The following is an 18,265-nucleotide window of genomic DNA, read 5'->3' on the forward strand; positions in this document are numbered from 1 at the left end:
CCGCATCCCCGTTGGGATATCTCCACAGTATTGACTACAATGGAGCAACACCCTTTACCCCGCTGAGCTGGTTACTGCGTTCCACAAGTGGCCACCGTGGCGGGGTCTTTTGCATGTTCGACCATTAGGAGAAGTCCGTGTCTACCACCAACAGCGCGCCTGCAGCCTGGCTCACCCAGGAAGCTTTTGACCGCCTGAAGGCAGAGCTGGACCACCTTTCCGGCGCAGGCCGTGCGGAGATTGTCCAGAAGATCGAGTCTGCCCGCCAGGAGGGCGACCTCAAGGAAAACGGCGGCTACCACGCGGCCAAGGAGGAACAGGGAAAGATTGAAGCCCGGATCCGCCAGCTGACGGTGCTTCTGCGCGATGCCCACGTGGGGGAAGCCCCGGCCGATGACGGCATCGTTGAGCCCGGCATGCTGGTAGTTGCGAAGATCGCCGGGGATGAAGAGACGTTCCTGCTGGGATCCCGTGAAATCGCCGGCGACTCTGACCTGGATGTATTCAGCGAGAAGTCGCCCCTTGGTGCCGCAATCGTCGGTCACAAAGAGGGCGAGACCCTCAGCTACACCGCTCCGAACGGCAAGGACATTTCGGTGGAGATCATCTCCGCCAAGCCGTACAAAGGCTGATTTCCACCCGCTTCAGCCTCAAACGCAGCTCAGCTTCAACGCCGGTCCCCGTCAGGGGGCCGGCGTTTTGGTTTCCCTGGGCCGCAGCAGAAGGGCAGCAGCCACCCCGCCCACCGCCCCGCCGAGGTGAGCCTGCCAGGAGACGAAGCCGCCCATGACTGGCAGGACGCCCAGCAGGATGCCGCCGTAGACCATAAACAGAACCACGGCGAGCAGGATTTGGCGCCAGCTGCCGTTGAAGAAACCACGGACCAGGAGGAAGGCGAACAGCCCGAACACCAGGCCTGAGGCTCCCACGGTGATGCCGCCGTCGCCAATCATCCAGACCGTCAGGCCGGAACCCAGCCAGCTGAATGCCAACGCAGTCAGGAACACCCGCAGCCCCGAGAGGAAGACCAGGAAGCCGAAAATGACCAGCGGAAGGGCGTTGGAGAGGAGATGGTTCATGTTGGCGTGCAGGAGCGGGAAAGTGAAGATATCCAGGAGCCCGTCAAGTGACCTGGGCCGCAGGCCAAAGGTCCTGTTCAGGGCGTGGAGGGTCAGCATATTGACCACTTCGATGACAAAGAGCAGGAACACAAAGCCGCCGGAGACCAGCAGCCCGCCCTTGGCGCGCGAAGCGGTGGTCTGCCTGCTCCTCGGTCGCCCGTCCCCCATCGCATCCAGCATGGCCGCTCCTAATGCACCACAATCGGCTGAAAGCCCTCGGCGCGGAGGGCGCCCAGGACCTGTTCACAATGTTCGTGGCCCTTGGTCTCGAGGTTAACGGTGATGGAGACGTCGCCCATGCTGATTGAGCCGCCCACCCGGGTGTGGTCCAGCCCGGTGACGTTGGCATCGTTTTCGGCAATGATTCGGGCGATCGTCGCCAGCGAGCCCGGCCGGTCATCGAGCATCATCCTCACGGTCATGTACCGGCCGGCGGCGGACAGGCCGCGCTGGATGACCTTGAGCATCAGCATCGGGTCGATATTGCCGCCGGACAGGATCACCGCCGTGGTGCCGGGGTTTTCGATCTTTCCGTCCATCAGCGCGGCCACCCCGACAGCCCCCGCGGGTTCCACCACCAGCTTTGCCCGTTCCAGCAGGAAGATCAGGGCACGCGCCAGCGAATCCTCACTCACGGTAACCACGTCATCCACCAGTTCGCGGATGATGCTGAACGGCAGCTGGCCGGGGCGGCCCACGGCGATGCCGTCAGCCATGGTGGAGACTTTCTTCAGCGGAACCAGCGCGTCAGCGGCCAGGGACGGCGGATAGGCCGCGGCGTTTTCAGCCTGCACGCCAATGATGCGGATCTCACGGCCCAGTTCGCGGGCTCTTTCCTTGACGGCCACGGCCACGCCGGCGAGCAGCCCGCCGCCGCCGACGCCCATCAGGATGGTGTCCACGTTGGGGATTTGTTCCAGGATTTCCAGCCCAACAGTGCCCTGGCCGGACACCACATCAACGTTGTCGAAGGGGTGCACAAAGACCATGCCGGATTCGTCCGCATAGCGCTGCGCCTCGGCAAGGGCCTCGTCCACGTTGTGCCCGTGGAGTACCACCTCGGCGCCGTGGCTGCGGGTGGCGGCCAGCTTGGGCAGCGCCACGCCCAGGGGCATGTAGATGCGGGCCTTGATGCCGAGTGCTTTGGCCGCCACAGCCACGCCCTGGGCGTGGTTACCAGCCGATGCGGCCACAACGCCGCGCTTTTTCTCCTCAGCGGACAGCTTTGCCATCCGCACGTAGGCGCCGCGGACCTTGAAGGAACCGGCCCGCTGCAGGTTTTCACATTTGAAAAAGACCTCGCCGCCCACCATGCTCCCGAGGGCCCGTGATGATTCCACCGGTGTCCGCGTAATAATCCCGTCGAGCAGCTTCTGCGCCTCAAGGACATCGTCCAGCGTGACGGGAAGGGTATCGAGGGTGTTCACGGACTGTTCTCCTTGGGTGGGTTCGGCTCCGGCGGCCGGCAGGCTGGTCAGGCCTTGCCCTCCGGATTGGATGCGTCTGTGCTGGCTGCGGCCTCCTCGCCACGGAAGGACCGGACGTCCGGCGGCCGGACTTCCCTGATGGTGTCATCAGTGTCCGGGCCAAGCGTCACTGGCCCTTCGGGGGTTACCAGCACTTGTTCATGTTCCCACGTTCTGGCAGCGATGTATCGAATTGCGGTGTTTGCTACGGCAAGAATAGGCACTGAGAACAGCGCCCCGGGGATGCCTGCCAGGTAAGATCCGGCCGCCACACTGAGGATGACCGCCACCGGATGCAGGGATACAGCCTTGCCCATGACCAAGGGTTGCAGGATGTGGCTCTCCAGCTGCTGGACCAGGAGCACGATGGCCAGCATGATCAGGGCGTTGACCGGGCCGTTGGCCACGAGCGCCAGCAGGACGGCGATGGCGCCGGTAACGAGTGCGCCGACCACCGGGATGAACGAACCAATGAACACGAGTACGCTCAGCGGCAGGGCCAGCGGAACCCCGATAATGGCGGCTCCCACGCCGATCCCCACCGCGTCCACGAAGGCGACAAACATCTGGATCCGCGCATAGCTGACCATGGAGGCCCAGCCTTTGCGTCCTGCGCCGAACGCGGCGGCGCGGGCCTTCTTCGGCAGCAGCCGCACAATGAAGGCCCAGATCCGGTCGCCCTCCAGCAGGAAGAATATGAGGATGAAAAGGGCCAGCACCAGGCCTGCGGCGAAGTGCCCGGCCGTGCTGCCGAAGGACAGCGCTCCGCTGAGGATGCTGCTGCTGTTGTTTTGCAGGGCAGAGGTGGCTTCCTTAAGGTACTGGTCGATCTGGTCCGCCGTGAGGTGAAGCGGTCCGTCGGCGAGCCAGTCCTGGATCTGTTGCACGCCTGCCAGGGCCTGGGACCACAGTTCGTCGAAGCCCGAAATCAATTGACGTCCAACGAGGGCAAGCGCACCCACGATCAGGCCTAGGAAGCCGAGCACGGTGATGGCCACGGCGGCACCGTTCGGCAGCCGTTTGCTGCGCAACCAGCGCACCACGGGGCTCAGCAGCCCGGCAAGGAGCGCTGCCACCATGACCGGAATGATCAGGAAGCTGATCCGGCTGAGCAGCCAGATCAGGGCGCCGCCCACCACCAGGATGAGCCCGACGCGCCAGGCCCACGAGGCCGCGATGCGGACCCCGTAGGGAATGTCCTGCTCGAGCTCCCGGTCCGCCCGGATGCGCGGCGGCATTGAAGTGGATGGGGTGGCGTCCTCAGCTGGCGTCATAACCTAATACTTCCTCAGCTCCGGCCCTTATGCGAAACGACTACCCGGCACCGTCCAACACGGCATCGATCCCCCAGGTCATGGTGAAGGACCCGTCCGCCGGCAGCCACCGCAGTCCGTCGCCGGAGTTGAAGGCGTTGGCGGGACCGGTCATGGGTTCGATGGCGACGGCCTTGGACCGCCCCGGCAGTTCGGTTGTCACAAAAACGTGCACGTAGCCGCACGCTTCGTCCTGCCACAGCGACACACTGCGCCCGTCGGCGGCCGAGAGCGTGTGGCGCGCCGCACCGCCGTCGAACGTCAGGTCAGTCAGTGCCACATCAATGTCAAGGTCCCCGACCCGCTGGCCCGCGCGGAAGTCGCTGTCCCCGCTGACCGGCTCCGAGCTGCGCGGAATCAGCCGCGCATCCGCCACCAGGCGGCTTTCCGCAGCGACAGTCAGGACCAGGTTCTCCACGTCCGCGTCACCCAGCCGCAGGTACGGGTGCGCCCCCAGCACGAACGGCGCGGGGACGGCGGAGTCGTTGATCAGGGTCTGCCTGACTTCCAGGCCCAGATCCTCCGTCAGCAGGTACTGCACGCGGTGCCGGACCAGGAAGGGATAACCGTGCTGGGGGAACACCGTCGCCTCCAGGGTCACCGAATACTGCGACTCATCAACGAGGTTGTAGGCGGAGTTGCGGAGCAGCCCGTGGCTGGCGTTGTTCCGCGAAACCTCGGTGATGTCGAGCTGCTGCTTCTTGCCGTTGAGGTACCAGATCCCGTCCTCTACCCTGTTTGCCCAGGGGGCCAGAGTGATTCCGGCGGCTCCGGGAGAAATTTCGGCATCCCCATACGTCTCCGTGAGTTGCACACCGCCGCGGCTGTACAGCCGGAGCCCGGCCGCCAGTTCGGTGACCACCGCAAGGGCATCAGCCCTGCGGATCTCATACTGACGGCCCGTGGCATATTTATGGGGCCCGGAGGCAACGCTGGCGTCCGGGGCTGTACTGGAGGTCATGAGCACCACCGTACAGGGGCTCTCACGGCTGCTGCCACGGCGAAACACCCCACGCCCTGCAAGGGTTCGCCCGAACCCTCACGGCCGGGTACCAAAAACGACAGGGCTCCCGCACGTGCGCGCGGCACTGTGCGGGAGCCCTCCCGTAGTGGTGGGTTCTGACGACGGCGGTATCCCGCCCGGGTGCTAGTCGTCGCCCCGCAGAATGGCCAGGAGGCGGATGATTTCCACGTACAGCCACACCAGGGTGACAGTCAGACCGAACGCCGCGGTCCAGGAGAACCGCTGCGGGGCGCCGTTCCTGACGCCGGCCTCAATGCTGGTGAAGTCCATGACCAGGGAGAACGCCGCCAGGCCGATGGCGAGGACGCCGATGGCCACGCCGATGACGCCGCTGCGGAGACCGAACGGTTCGGTGGTCAGACCGGTCAGCATCATGACGAGGTTGACCACAGAGAAGAGCGCGTAACCCACCATGGCGATCATAAAGAAGCGCATGGCCTTGGGTGTCGCGCGGACCTTCCCGCTCTTGAACAGGACCAGGGTCACGGCAAACACGGACAGCGTGCCAATGACGGCCTGCAGGCCCACGCCCGGGTACATCGTGTCCAGCACGCGGGTTAGACCGCCGAGGAACAGGCCTTCCAGCCCGGCGTAGGCGAGGATCAGGGCCGGTGAGGGCTGCTTCTTGAAGGTGTTCACCATCGCCAGAACGAAACCGCCCAGCGCACCGACAATCATCAGCATGCTGGCAAGCCCCATGCTGACGAACATGGTGACGGCGGCCCCCACCAGAAGGACACCGAGGCAGGCGGCAGTCTTGACGATGACGTCGTCGAACGTCATCCGGCCGGTGTCGGCCGGACCCGCAGCGGGCTGGTTGTACATCTGCTGCAGTTGTTCGGTGGTCATGCCCTGCTGGGCGTAACCGGCCTGGCCATCCATGACCTGGCCGGGAGCACGGCCGAAGGCCTGCTGTCCATAGGGCTGCTGACCGTACTGGCCCTGCCCGTAAGGCGCCTGCGGGACACGCGGTGCCTGCGTTGCTCCACGGAAGTTCTTTCCGTTGAAGATCGGGTTTCCGCCAAGTGCCATTGCTGGTGTCCTCCAAGTAAGGGGTTGATTCTGAACCTTTAAGGTTCACGTTACCAATTACCACGCACCCGGGCAGCGATAAGTTCCCTCTTCAGATGGCTCGAGACCCAACCGTGATCCGGCCGGCCCGCTTTCAGCCCACGCCCAGGTACGCCTCCTTGATGGCCGGATTCGCCAGCAGCTCCTTCCCGGTGCCGCTGTGGGTGATCTCGCCCGTCTCCAGGACGAAGGCGCGGTGGGCGCCGGCCAGTGCCTGGTTGGCGTTCTGTTCGACCATCAGAACCGTGGTCCCCTGGTTGTTGATCTCCTTGATGATCTTGAAAATCTGGCGGATGAACTGCGGTGCCAGTCCCATGGAGGGCTCGTCAAGGAGAAGCAGTTTGGGATCGGACATCAGGGCCCGGCCGATCGCCAGCATCTGCTGCTCGCCGCCGGACATGGTGCCGCCGTACTGTTTGATCCGTTCCTTCAGGCGGGGAAAGAGGTCAAACACCCGCTCCAGATCCTGCGGCACGCCGCTTCTGTCCTTCCTGCCGAAGGTTCCCATGTCCAAATTTTCCATAACCGTCATTCCGGGGAAGATCCCGCGACCCTCCGGGGCCTGGGAAATACCGCGGACCACCCGGATATGCGCCTTCATCCTGGTGATGTCCTCCCCGGCAAAGGTGATCTTGCCGGCCGAGGGGTTAAGGATTCCGGAGATGGTTTTCATTGTGGTTGTCTTACCGGCCCCGTTGGCGCCGATCAGGGAAACCACTTCCCCCTCGTTGACCGTGAAGGACATGTCCCGGATGGCGCGGATGCGCCCGTAGTGGACAGAAATCCCTTCAACTTCAAGCAACGTCATCTTCGGGCTCCCCCAGGTAGGCCGCAACAACCCGCGGATCTTCACGAATGGCCCGTGGCAGGCCGTCGGCAATCTTCTTGCCGAATTCCAGGACAACAATCCGGTCCGTTACACCCATGACCAGCTTCATATCGTGCTCAATGAGCAGCACCGTGTAGCCCTCGTCGCGGATGGTCCGGATCAGGGCCATCAACTCTTCCTTTTCCGCCGGGTTGAAGCCTGCGGCCGGCTCGTCCAGGCACAGGACCTTTGGATCCGTGGCCAGCGCCCGGGCGATCTCCAGGCGGCGCTGATACCCGTAGGGAAGGTGGCGGGACAGAAAGTGCGCGTGGTCGGCAATCCCCACAAAATCGAGCAGGGCCATGCCGCGTTCGATCGCCGATTTTTCCTCCCTGATGTGGGTGGGCAACCTCAGCAGCGCACCGCCGACGCTGGTGCGGTGGCGGGCGTCCAGGCCGACCACGACGTTTTCCAGGGCTGTCATCTCGCCGAAGAGGCGGATGTTCTGGAACGTGCGTGAAAGCCCCAGCCTGGTGATCTTGTGCTGCTTCAGCCCGTTGATGACCTGGCCTTCGAGGACCACCTGTCCGCTGGTGGGCTTGTACACCCCGGTCATGGCGTTGAAGCAGGTGGTCTTACCGGCTCCGTTGGGCCCGATCAGCCCAAGGATCTCTCCCCGCTTGATGTCGAAGCTGATGTTGTCCAGCGCCACCAGCCCGCCGAACTTGATGGTGAGGTTTTTCACCTCCACGATGTTCTCGCCCACTTTGGCGGTGATCTCCCGGTCCGGCGCCACCATTTCGGCAAGCTCCACCTCAACCCCCGCATCGGCCAGTGCTGCCACATCAGGTCCGGGCTGTACCCCCGCTTCCGTTGCCGCCGCATGCTTCGCTCCGCCCGTGGCGTTCTGCTCGCTCATGCCTGTGCTCCTTTCTCACTGGCCGGTCCGGGCCGTGCACCGGCCCCGGGTGGCGCGGCGGGCGATGACGGGCCGGCACCTTCCTTGCTGGCTATCTTGTTGTAGGCCGTCCGCCCATAGGCGAGCAGCCGCTGCCGGGCGGGCAGCAGGCCCTGGGATCGGAAGATCATAATGAGGACCAGGGCGATGCCGAAAATGAGGTACTTGTATTCCGCGATCGCGGTAAAGCGCAACGGAATGTAGCTCACCAGGGCGCCGCCGAGAATAGCTCCGACCTTGTTGCCTGCCCCGCCGAGGACCACCGCGGCAAGGAACAGGATGGAGGTGGTGACGTCGAATTTCTGGTTGTTCACGAACCCCACCTGGCCCGCAAACAGGGCCCCGGAGAGTCCGCCGATGGCCGCCCCGATGGCGAACGCCCACACCTTGTATTTGAACGTGGGCACGCCCATGATTTCTGCTGCGTCCTCATCCTCCCGGATGGCAATCCAGGCGCGGCCCACGCGGCTGCGCTCAAGGTTGCCCACCAGCAGCGTGATGATGATGATGATGGTCAGTGTCAGCCAGTACCAAGGCACGCCGTTGGAGTTGGAAAAGATGGGGGTGCCGTCAGCCTCGGTGCCAGGAGGATGGCCCACATTCTGAAACCCCACCTGGCCCTTCATGGCCGGAATGAGCGTGGCAAGGATGCGGACAATCTCGCCGAACCCCAGGGTGACGATCGCCAGGTAGTCGCCGCGTAGCCGGAGGGTGGGAACGCCCAGGACCACGCCAAAGAACATGGTCACGGCCATGGCAACCGGGATGGTCCACAGGTACGGGATGTGCAGGAACGGCGAGTCCGGGCTGGTCAGCATGGCTGCGCAGTAGGATCCAACGGCGAAGAAGGCCACATACCCAAGGTCCAGCAGGCCGGCGTAGCCCACCACCACGTTCAGTCCGACGGCGATGAGCGCGAACCGTGCCATGTCGAAGCAGGCCAGGGCGAAGTTGTTGCCCGGCTCTGTGGTGATGATGGGCGGGTTGATGAGCGGCAGCAGGTAGGCCAGGACCACGACCACAATAAGGAACGCCCACTGCTGTTGGCGGGACAGGGCATTCCACCGCTCGCCCCAGGATCCGAAAATCCCGCGGCGGCCGCGCTTTTCCGGCGTGACGCTGCTTCCGGGTCCGATGGTTTCGGCCTCGCGTTCCGCCGCGGCCTGGGCCGATGCTGCCTCCGGAAGCGGGGTGGGTCCGTCTATCATGCTCATGCTTTGCTCCTTCCCAGGGCAGTGCCGAGAATTCCCTGCGGTCGCAGCAGGAGGACCAGGACCAGGACCACGAAGGCCACCACGTCGGTCCATTGCGAATTTCCGAGCAGGATCTGGCCATAGTTGCCGATGAGGCCCAGGAGCAGACCGCCCAGGAGCGCACCCCGGACATTGCCGATGCCGCCCAGGACAGCGGCTGCGAACGCCTTGATGCCCAGAACGAAGCCGCCGCTGTACTGCACCCCGGAGGGGATTTTCATAACGTAGAACAGTGCTGCGGCTCCGGCAAGCAGGCCACCGATCACAAAGGTGGTGATGATGATGCGTTCTTTATTGACGCCCATGAGCGTCGCGGTGTCAGGGTCCTGGGCTACGGCACGGATGCCGCGGCCGGTCCGCGATTTCCGGATAAAGCGCTCGGTTGCCACCATCATGATCACGGCGGCGATGATGATGACCAGCTGCTGGGAATCCACGATGGTTCCGAAGACATCGAAGATGGGGGTGGGCCGGAACATGGTCAGTGCCAGCTCCGGGCTGGGACCGCGCCACAGGTAGATCAGGTACTGGATGGTGAACGATGCTCCGATGGCGGTAATCAGGAAGACGAGGCGCGGGGCATTTCGCTTCCGGAGCGGCTTGTAGGCCACGCGCTCAAGGACGAAAGCCGTCAGGGCGGACGCAACCATGGCCACCACCAGGGCAAGGATGAGGTTCAGGATGATGGCCCAGATGTCCAGCCGCGGGACCGACGGGCCGAAGCCCAAGCCGCTGAGGGTGAAGAAGACTGCGTAGCAGCCCACGATGAATACTTCCGAGTGCGCAAAGTTGATGAGATTCAGGACGCCGTAGACCAACGTGTAGCCCAACGCCACGAGTGCGTATATCGCACCGAACGTCAGGCCGTCAAACGTTGCGCTCCAGAAATTCTCCATGAGGGACGGGACGTCGAAAGAGATCCAGTCGTTTTCCAGCGGCAGGTGGACGAGGAGTGGGAGCATCAGGACTTCCTGTCAGGCGTTAGGTCAGGAAAAGGCTGTGGGGCCGGCTAATGCTGGCCCCACAGCCGGTTTACTCTAAGGCGGCGACTACTCGCCGATTGGTCCAATCGGAACGATCTTGCCGTTCTCGACCTTGTAGCCGTACACAGTCGGTGCCTGGAGCTCGCCCTTGGCGTCCCACTTGTAGTGCTTGCTCAGGCCGTCCTTGTCATAGGTCTTGACCCAGGACAGAAGGTCGGCCCGGGACTGCTTACCGGCGTCGATACCCGACAGGAGCACCGTAGCCGCGTCGTAGCCTTCGATGGAATAGGTTCCCGGCTCGGCGCCCTTCGAGACTTCCTTGTAGGCAGAGGCGAAATCGGGAATCAGTTCGCCAGGGATGCACGGGCAGGTGAAGTACGCGTTGTTGGAAGCGTCACCGGCCTGCTTGATGAACTGATCATCCTTCACACCATCAGGTGCCACGAAGGTGCCGGTGAACCCCTTGCCCGAGAGCTGCTGGTCGAACGGTGCGCCCTCAGCGTAGTAGCCGGAGTAGAACACAGCATCGGCCTTGGCATTCATGATCTTGGAGATCACTGCCGAGAAGTCCTTCTGGCCGGTGGTGACCTTCTCGGTCCCGACCAGTGCACTGCCGAGCCCGGCGGAGGTTGACGTGCCAAGTCCGATGCCGTAATCGGAGTCGTCCTGAACGAGGTAAACCTTCTTGGCGCCCAGCTTGCCGGTCAGGAACTTGGCGGCAGCCGGGCCCTGAACGGCGTCGTTACCCAGGCCGCGGAAGAACGTGGTCCAGCCGTTCTCAGTAAGGCCGGGGTTGGTTGCGGACGGGGTGATGTGCACCAGGCCCTTCTGCTCGAAAATGTTGCCGGTCGCCTTGGACTCCCCCGAGAACGGGAGACCGATGACGCCCACAATCTCGGGTTCACTGACCAGCTGGGTGACAGGGCCGGTGGCCTTGTTGGGGTCACCTTCCGTGTCGAACTTCTTGAACTGGACCTGGCAGCCGGGGTTTGCGGCATTGTGCTGGTTGATGGCCAGCTGGATGCCGTTGAAGATGTTCACACCGAGCTGGGCATTCGCTCCGGTCTGTGCGCCTGCGTACGCCAACGTCGTTGTTGCGGCACAGGTCGCTTTGCCGTCGCCCTTCGGCAGGACAGCACCGGAAGGCACATCCACCTTGGAAATTGCCGGAATGTTCACCTTGCCGGAGGCTCCGGAGGTTTCGCTGGGGGCGGGGCCGGCCTGATTGGCACAACCCGAGAGGGCCAGGGTGAGGGTGGCTGCCGCCGCCCACGCCGTGATGACTTTCTTTCGGTACATTTATTTACCTTCCGAGCCGGATTATCTCGACTGCTGCGGATGACCGAGGCAGCTTACGCGTACTTCCGAAATTGTTTCCTGAGACTACTCCCAAAAGTGTGTCGTGAAACACATTGCCGGGAGGGTGTGGCGAAAACTGGATGCGAACGTGGATCAGGGGCTCCTGATTTAGCTTCAAAATAATGCAAATATGCCGCGGATATAAGTGACTGAGGTCACATCCTTATAACAGTAGTTGCATATGCGAAATCAAGCCGTCAGCAGGAGGCGTGAGGGTAGCCGGCCGGTCCGGCCTCTGGAGGCGCCGGTGGAGGCAGGCAGGCGCGCAGGAGGGTGCCTTAAAAGAGAGTGTGTACCCCAGGTGGGACTCGAACCCACAACACGCGGATTTTAAGTCCGCTGCCTCTGCCAATTGGGCTACTGGGGCGCCCGGTCAATGGTATCCCGTGATCAGCCTGCCAGTGGTGCGGCATACCGGAAAGTGCCATGGACTCCGCCGGGCCAAAGTGCCAGCGGCAGCAGTTGGAACTTCTCGCCCCAGGACTCATCCGGCGGCAGGACGCCGAAGGAGGCTGCCGGGACGAACCCGAACCGGGCGTAGTACTCGGGGCTGCCCAGCAGCGCAATGCCGCCCTCCCCGGCTGCGTTGGCCCGGGCGATCGTGTCCTTCATCAGTGCGGTGCCGATGCCGTGCCGCTGGAGTCGGGGCGTGACGCCAATGGGTCCGAGCCCCAGCAGTCCGTAGTCACCCGCCCAACCGCGGGTGCTGATGACGTGGCCCACCACTTCACCCGCCAGCTCCGCCACCACACTGAATTCAGGCAGGTACTCGGCGCAGTCGAAGAGCCGGCGCAGCATGTCAACTTCAAGCGGTTCGCCCTCCACCGCCAGGCCGGTGACCGGCGAGACGGCGAATGCTTCGGCCGTCAGCGCGAGGATCCTGTCCCTGTCCGCGGGCGTCCCGTTCCGAAGGACCAGCTCCGGCTTCGGCTGGTTCAGGCTGGCAGCTGACAATTCATGGAGGACTTCGAGGGCGCGCGGCGCGTCCGCTACCGGCACCAGCAGGTGGTCGTGGCGGAGCCCCGCCAGCACGTTGCAGCTGATCCTGGCATCCGTCAGCGCCTTTCCGACGGCCGCCGTCAGCCCAATAGCGTCCAGTTCAGAGTGCACCTGCAGGGTGATCCAGGCACCCACGAAGTCGTAGGGAAGACCCAAACCATCCGCGGCCTCGCGCGGCAGGACCACCGTGAGGCCCTCGGCTTCCCGCACCGCTGCCTGGATTTCAGGATCCAGCGGCCTGCCGTGCCGCCACGGGACGCAGACATATTCGCCGTCCCGGAGCACGGGGTGCAGCGTTGCGAGCAGGGCCTGGAGGTTGGTTTCGCCAGTCATCCTGACAGTCTAAAAGGAAGGGCGCCGAAGGCAGACTTGCCGGGACACGCAAAACGGCGGCCGTCCCCCGGAAGGGGCGGCCGCCGTCGGGCGTTATCTCGGTGCAGCAGGAGGCTGCGGTACCGAAGACGCTACTTGGCGTCTGCGGTGACTGACTGCTTGGGATCCACGCTGGTGGCGGCGGCGGAACCGGGCTTTGCCGCGCCGGCTGAGGCCTCAGGGGCAGCCGGCGCAGCCACGGGGGCTGCGGCAGGCTTGGGCGCCGGCGTGGCGGCCGCCACGAACGCTCCGCGCGGGTTGTCCAGGTCGATCAGCTGCGTGGTATCGCGGCCCATGAAGAATGCCAGGATCCAGCCCATGATCACGCGGACCTTGCGCTCCACGGTGGGCATGGCCATGCCGTGGTAGCCGCGGTGTGCCAGCCACGCCAGCGGGCCCTTGAGCCCGATGCGGCCGATGAGGTTGATGTTGGCGACACCCTTCCACTCACCGAATCCGGCCACGGCGCCAAGGTTCTTGTGCTTGTAGTCCTTCAGCGGCTTGTCCCAGCGGGAAGCCCACAGGTTCTTGGCGAGGCGCTTGGCCTGGCGAAGTGCGTGCTGGGCGTTGGGGACGCAGGTGCCATCCGGCAGGCCGCTGCCCGAGAGGTCCGGCACGGCGGCGATGTCGCCGGCAGCCCAGGCGTTCTCAACGATGCCTTCGTCGCCGGAGATACGCAGGTCCGGGAGGACGCGGACGCGGCCGCGGGGCTCCAGCGGGAAGTCGGAGGAACGGATCATCGGGTTGGCCTGCACGCCGGCAGTCCAGACGAGCGTGTCGGCTTCAAATTCCTGGGCGAGGGTCTTGTCCGGGAGGTTGATGAGCTTCAGGGCGCCTTCGGCGCTGTCCAGCGAAGTGTTCAGCAGGACCTCGATGCCGCGGCTGCGAAGGTGCTCCACTACCCATTCGGCCTGGGGTGCGGTGACCTCGGGCATGATGCGGCCCATGGCTTCAACCAGGACGAAGCGGACTTCCTCCTGCTTGATGCGTGGGTTGTTCCGCACAGCGGCGCGCGCCAGGTCTTCCATTTCGGTGATGCACTCGATACCGGCGAAGCCGCCACCGACCACAACGAAGGTCAGGGCCTTGGCGCGGGCGGCAGGGTCCGTGATGGTGGAGGCGGCTTCGATCCGCTCCAGCACCTTGTTGCGCAGGGCCACAGCCTCTTCGATGGTCTTCAGGCCGATGCCCTTGTCCGCGAGGCCCTTGATGGGGAACGTGCGGGTGATAGCGCCTGCGGAGACCACGATGTCAAAGTACGGGACTTCAATGTGGGGTCCGCCGTCCGCAGGTGCCACGACGGCGGTGCGGTTGGCGTGGTCGATGGAGGTGACGCTGCCCTGGATGAGTTCAGTCTGTTTCAGGTGCTGACGGTGGGACACCACGGCGTGGCGGGCCTCGATGTTGCCGCCGGCAACTTCGGGCAGGAAGGGCTGGTAAGTCATGTAGGGCAGTGGATCCACGAGGGTGACGATGCCACCGGCATTCGCGATCTTCTTCTGCAGTTTGAGTGCTACGTACAGGCCGACGTACCCGCCGCCGACGACGAGTACCCTGGGACGGTCCTGGAGCTCTGGGGTGGTTGCCATTTCTCAAGGATACAGTAGTTTGTGAAAATCTTCACTAACTGTGTTGGCCCTGGGAATCCGCGGTATCGAGGGCTCCGGTGTCCGGATCGTCCCGGGCCAGGCGCGGGTCCTTGGCGGCCCGGCGCAACTGGAACGCGGCCACGGCGATGATCACCACAAACAGCAACGCTGAACCGATGACCACCGCGGCGCTGATGGCGCTGTCCCGCTGCGAGGGAGGCACCACGGCGGGCACCGTGGGGTCGGGCAGGGTGGGAACGGCGCTGGCAACGTCGGCGCTGGGAAGCGGGGCCGGCGTGGCCAGGTTCCCGCGGCGGTGCACCCGGATCCAGTCAGCAATGGAGCCCAGCGGGTTGACCGCCGTTTCCGGTACCGAATCCTTCAGCGCTCCCTCGGCGTTCAGCACGCCATAGCCGTACAGCGGGTCCTTCCCGGCGGGGCCGGCGTCCCTGGCGGTGCTCACAATCCGGTTGATGACCTGCTTCGCGCTCATGGCCGGCCACTTGGACCTGACCAGGGCTGCCACCCCGGCCACGATCGGAGCAGCGCCCGAGGTGCCGGCCCACTCGGCATAGCCGCCGCCGGGCAGACCGCCCTGGAGGTTCTCTGCCGGGGCGGCCACGCCGATACTGATCCCTTGCGAGGACGAGTCGACGCTCGCCACGCCCTTGCGGTCCAGGCCGGCGACGGTCAGGACGCCGGGAATGGTGGCAGGGGCGCCCACCTGGAGGTTGCCGCCCACCCGGTTTCCGGCAGCGGCAACGATCACCACGTCTTTCTGTTCGGCGTACAGGAAAGCAGCGTCCCAGCTCTGGGGCCACTGCGGAGTCGTGCTGCCCAGGGAGATGTTGATGACCCCGGCACCGTTATCCACGGCCCAGCGGACGGCCTCGGGAATCTGGTCCTGGTCGCTCTTGCCCGCGGGGTTTGCAGATCCCAGCCAGGTGGAGACTGACAGGATCTCCGCCTCCGGCGCCACGCCCACAATGCCGTCCGGACCGACAGCTGACGGGCTGGTGGCCGGTGACGGGGTGGCGCCGGGTGTGGGTGTGGGCGTGAGGGTCTGGTGGCCGCGGCCGGCCAGCATAGTGGCTACCAGCGTGCCGTGTTCGGGCTTGACACCGAGGGTCTTCTGCCCGTTGGCGGTGCCTGCCCCGGAGGCGTCATACCCGCCGGTGACTGCCCCTTTCAGGTCCGGGTGGCCCGCGTCCACGCCGCTGTCGATCACGGCGACTTTGACGCCGGCGCCCTTGGAGACGTCCCAGGCCTTGGTGATCCCGGATTCGTCCAGCCAGTACTGTTTGTCGCGCACGTCGTCCGCCTGGGCGGCGGGCGCCAGCACCAGGCCTGAGGCCAGGCTGACGCCTGCGAGGGTTATCGCCAGGAGCGAGGAGGCGGTCCGGCGGAACCGGGCTGTTGCTCTGGTCATCTGGATTCCCCTGCTTGGTGCGCGGCTGCCCGGTGTCAGTTAAGGCTCAGGGCAATTCCATCAAGAATATCGTGTTCGCTGGCCGTGGCTGTGCCGATCCGGCCGGCGCTGAGGTCGTGCAGACGCTCAAGGATCCGCCGCCACACCAGCCCGCCGGCGCCCATGACATCCACCCGGCCGGGGTGCATGTAAGGCAGCTCCGCGCGGGCGGCCCGGGTCATCGCCAGGAGATCGGCGGAGGCCTCGGTGATAGTGCTGAGTGGCAGTTCGGCTCCGTGGATGGCGGCCGGCGAATATTCCGGCAGCCGCAGGGCGTGCGCGGTGATGGTGGTGATGGACCCGGCAACGCCGACGACGGCGGTGGCGCGTTCCAGCGGAACGTCCTGGCCTGCGCGGGTTATCGCGGCGTCCACGTCTGCTACTGCGGCGGCGATCTGTTCCGCCGTGGGCGGATCGTCGCGAAGGTGCCGTTCCGTCAGGCGGACGCAGCCGATGTCCACGGATTTGGCGGCCGTGACACCGGATGCGGTGCCAAGGACGAATTCGGTGCTGCCGCCGCCGAGGTCAACCACCAGGACCTGGTCGCCGTCGTGAATGGGCAGGACGCTGCTGGCCCCGGCGAAGGAGAGGGCAGCCTCTTCCTCTCCCGAGATGACCTCAGGCTCGACTCCGAGCAGGGTCCGGACTCCGTCCACAAAAACGTGGCGGTTGCGCGCGTCCCGGCTCGCGGACGTGGCAACAAACCGCACTGCCGTGGCGCCGTGTTGACGGATCAGCCGGGCGTAGTCGGCGGTGGCTGCAAAAGTGCGTTCGAGGGCATCCGGGGCAAGCTCGCCGGTGGCATCCACGCCCTGGCCGAGGCGGACCACACGCATTTCCCGGACCACGTCCGTGAGCCTGGGGGCACCGTTACTGCGGTCCACATCCGCGATCAGCAGGCGGATGGAGTTGGTTCCGCAGTCGATGGCGGCGACGCGGGTCACTGGCTGGTTTCCGGGCTGCGTGAGGTTTTCCGGACCGGGGCCGGCCGGCCCACGATGTCCGGCAGGCCCTGGGGTCCGTGGCGGCTCAGGTCCCGGGACGGGGCTTCCCCGGCTGTATCCCAGGCGCCGTCGCAGTAGCATCGGTCCGCGGTCCACCACTCGCTGATGCCCGCGATCGCCTCATCACCCAGGGGGTTCACGCCCGGCCCGGCGGCCAGGGAATGACCCACCAGCACGTGCAGGCATTTCACGCGGGTGGGCATGCCGCCGGCGGAGATGCCGTCGATCTCCGGCACGGCACCGATGCCCGCCCGCTCGCCGATCCCGGCTCGGGCCGCAAGGTAGTCCTCGTGGGCGGCACGGTAGGCGGCTGCCAGGGGCTCGTCCGAGGTGAGCCGCTCATTCATCTCGTTCATCAGGCCGGCGGCTTCGAGCCGGGAGACTGCCGAGGTGATGACCGGGTGCGTCAGGTAGAAAGTGGTGGGGAACGGCGTGCCGTTGCCCAGGCGCGGCGCCGTTGCGGCCACCAGGGGGTTGCCGCAAACGCAGCGGGCCGGGATTTCCACGACGTCGCGCACCGGCCGTCCCAGTTGCCTGCTGAGTACTTCAAGATCGTGTGCTGATGGCTGGCGGGATTTCTCCGGCTCAGTTGCCGTGTGTGCTTCCACTGGCGCGGCCATCCTTCCTCTGGTGGTTCAGTCTGTGGCCGCGCGCCTGACGGACTCCCACAGGGAATCCACCCAGGGCAGATCGGCGGGGTCTTGCGCTGCTGCGGCGTTCTGGCTACTGCTTGATCCTGCCGGCAAATCACTGCCGAAGACCCAGTAACCGGTTTCGCCCGGCATAACCATGTTAATGCGGTCGCGGGCCTGCTGTTTCACATAGTTGGGATCCTGCCACCGCGAGATCTGCTGGCGCAGCCTGTCCCCCTCGGCCTGGCGGGCGGCGATGTCATCGCTCAGGGCGGTCAGTTCGGCACGTTTGTCGAAAAAGATCTTGACCGTGGGCGCAAGCATGATGGTGATCGCGATCATCACCACGGCCAGTGCCAGCATGCGCCCGGAAAAGGCTTTGGCGGGGACGGGCTGGGTTTCCTCCGCCTCCTCGCCCTTCGGCGTTCCGCCCGGGCCGGACCCGCTGCTCCCCCGCACTTTTGTGCCCGGGCGGCCTTTTGCAGAAGTTCCCTTGGGAGAGGTGCCCTTCGACGAGGTGCCCTTCGACGGGGTGCCCTTTGACGGGGCGCCCGTGGCAGGAGTGCCCTTCGTGGCGCCCGGGGCTCTGGAAGAGGCTCCTGGATGGGCAGCGGCACCCGCCGGCCGGCCGGCCGTGCCAGCGGCGGCGCCGCCCTTCGTCCCGCCAAATTGGGCGCGGATCACGTCAGCGGTGTCCGCGGCGGCTTCCTGGGGACGATCCGCTGTGCCGCGCTGTGGGGAAGCTGCTTTGGGAACTTTGGGACGGCGGGTAGCCATGACACTCCTGAAACGTGCGGCCTGCCTCAAAACAAAACCGGTGGCTATGGTCTTTCAACCATAGCCAC

17 protein-coding genes and 1 tRNA gene are annotated in these 18,265 nt (G+C 65.1%); 1 reads left to right on the forward strand and 17 read right to left on the reverse strand.

The window, feature by feature from the left end; genetic code table 11:
* Positions 1 to 137 precede the first annotated feature (137 nt).
* Complete coding sequence (gene greA / locus PY310_RS03030) at positions 138 to 632, forward strand: transcription elongation factor GreA (protein WP_275212674.1); 495 nt, start codon at positions 138 to 140, stop codon at positions 630 to 632.
* A gap of 51 nt (positions 633 to 683) precedes the next feature.
* Here the strand turns inward: greA and PY310_RS03035 are convergent, their stop codons facing one another.
* The 17 genes from PY310_RS03035 to PY310_RS03115 all read right to left on the reverse strand — a co-directional run bounded on the left by PY310_RS03035 (position 684) and on the right by PY310_RS03115 (position 18,197).
* Positions 684 to 1,301: a rhomboid family intramembrane serine protease gene (locus tag PY310_RS03035; RefSeq protein ID WP_275212676.1), complete on the reverse strand. Its 618-nt coding sequence runs from the start codon at positions 1,299 to 1,301 to the stop codon at positions 684 to 686.
* An 8-nt stretch (positions 1,302 to 1,309) separates the two neighbouring features.
* Positions 1,310 to 2,548, reverse strand: a complete 1,239-nt coding sequence (ilvA, locus tag PY310_RS03040; RefSeq protein ID WP_275212677.1) for a threonine ammonia-lyase — start codon at positions 2,546 to 2,548, stop codon at positions 1,310 to 1,312.
* Positions 2,549 to 2,595: 47 nt separating this feature from the next.
* Positions 2,596 to 3,861: an AI-2E family transporter gene (locus tag PY310_RS03045; RefSeq protein WP_275212678.1), complete on the reverse strand. Its 1,266-nt coding sequence runs from the start codon at positions 3,859 to 3,861 to the stop codon at positions 2,596 to 2,598.
* Between the two features lie 40 nt (positions 3,862 to 3,901).
* Entirely contained in the window at positions 3,902 to 4,861 is a 960-nt protein-coding gene (locus PY310_RS03050; protein WP_275212679.1) for an aldose 1-epimerase family protein, read from the reverse strand.
* 186 nt (positions 4,862 to 5,047) lie between these two features.
* Positions 5,048 to 5,956: a Bax inhibitor-1/YccA family protein gene (locus tag PY310_RS03055; protein WP_275212680.1), complete on the reverse strand. Its 909-nt coding sequence runs from the start codon at positions 5,954 to 5,956 to the stop codon at positions 5,048 to 5,050.
* Between the two features lie 133 nt (positions 5,957 to 6,089).
* Positions 6,090 to 6,803: an ABC transporter ATP-binding protein gene (locus PY310_RS03060; protein WP_275212681.1), complete on the reverse strand. Its 714-nt coding sequence runs from the start codon at positions 6,801 to 6,803 to the stop codon at positions 6,090 to 6,092.
* Entirely contained in the window at positions 6,790 to 7,722 is a 933-nt protein-coding gene (locus tag PY310_RS03065; RefSeq protein WP_419095443.1) for an ABC transporter ATP-binding protein, read from the reverse strand. Before PY310_RS03065 ends, PY310_RS03060 begins: the two co-directional genes overlap by 14 nt.
* The gene (locus PY310_RS03070) at positions 7,719 to 8,975 is read right to left on the reverse strand and encodes a branched-chain amino acid ABC transporter permease (RefSeq protein ID WP_275212683.1); all 1,257 of its coding nucleotides are present in this window, start codon (positions 8,973 to 8,975) and stop codon (positions 7,719 to 7,721) included. The genes PY310_RS03065 and PY310_RS03070 overlap by 4 nt, the downstream gene beginning before the upstream one ends.
* Positions 8,972 to 9,976, reverse strand: coding sequence for a branched-chain amino acid ABC transporter permease (locus PY310_RS03075; protein WP_275212684.1), 1,005 nt, complete (start codon positions 9,974 to 9,976; stop codon positions 8,972 to 8,974). Before PY310_RS03075 ends, PY310_RS03070 begins: the two co-directional genes overlap by 4 nt.
* A gap of 87 nt (positions 9,977 to 10,063) precedes the next feature.
* The gene (locus PY310_RS03080) at positions 10,064 to 11,296 is read right to left on the reverse strand and encodes a branched-chain amino acid ABC transporter substrate-binding protein (protein ID WP_275212686.1); all 1,233 of its coding nucleotides are present in this window, start codon (positions 11,294 to 11,296) and stop codon (positions 10,064 to 10,066) included.
* A 353-nt stretch (positions 11,297 to 11,649) separates the two neighbouring features.
* A tRNA-Leu gene (locus PY310_RS03085) sits at positions 11,650 to 11,723 on the reverse strand.
* Between the two features lie 23 nt (positions 11,724 to 11,746).
* On the reverse strand, positions 11,747 to 12,688 hold the full coding sequence (locus PY310_RS03090; protein WP_275212687.1) for an N-acetyltransferase: 942 nt from the start codon (positions 12,686 to 12,688) through the stop codon (positions 11,747 to 11,749).
* A gap of 131 nt (positions 12,689 to 12,819) precedes the next feature.
* A complete protein-coding gene (locus PY310_RS03095; RefSeq protein WP_275212688.1) occupies positions 12,820 to 14,316 on the reverse strand; it encodes an NAD(P)/FAD-dependent oxidoreductase in 1,497 nt (498 codons plus the stop codon).
* A 34-nt stretch (positions 14,317 to 14,350) separates the two neighbouring features.
* Positions 14,351 to 15,745 (reverse strand): S8 family serine peptidase, encoded by a 1,395-nt coding sequence (locus PY310_RS03100; protein ID WP_275212689.1) that lies wholly within the window; start codon positions 15,743 to 15,745, stop codon positions 14,351 to 14,353.
* A 35-nt stretch (positions 15,746 to 15,780) separates the two neighbouring features.
* A complete protein-coding gene (locus tag PY310_RS03105) occupies positions 15,781 to 16,728 on the reverse strand; it encodes a Ppx/GppA phosphatase family protein (protein ID WP_275212690.1) in 948 nt (315 codons plus the stop codon).
* Entirely contained in the window at positions 16,725 to 17,408 is a 684-nt protein-coding gene (locus PY310_RS03110) for a DUF501 domain-containing protein (protein ID WP_414004267.1), read from the reverse strand. The genes PY310_RS03105 and PY310_RS03110 overlap by 4 nt, the downstream gene beginning before the upstream one ends.
* Positions 17,409 to 17,423: 15 nt before the next feature.
* Entirely contained in the window at positions 17,424 to 18,197 is a 774-nt protein-coding gene (locus tag PY310_RS03115) for an FtsB family cell division protein (protein WP_275212692.1), read from the reverse strand.
* Positions 18,198 to 18,265 lie beyond the last annotated feature (68 nt).

Source organism: Pseudarthrobacter naphthalenicus (assembly GCF_029076445.1).
Lineage (GTDB): Bacteria > Actinomycetota > Actinomycetes > Actinomycetales > Micrococcaceae > Arthrobacter > Arthrobacter naphthalenicus.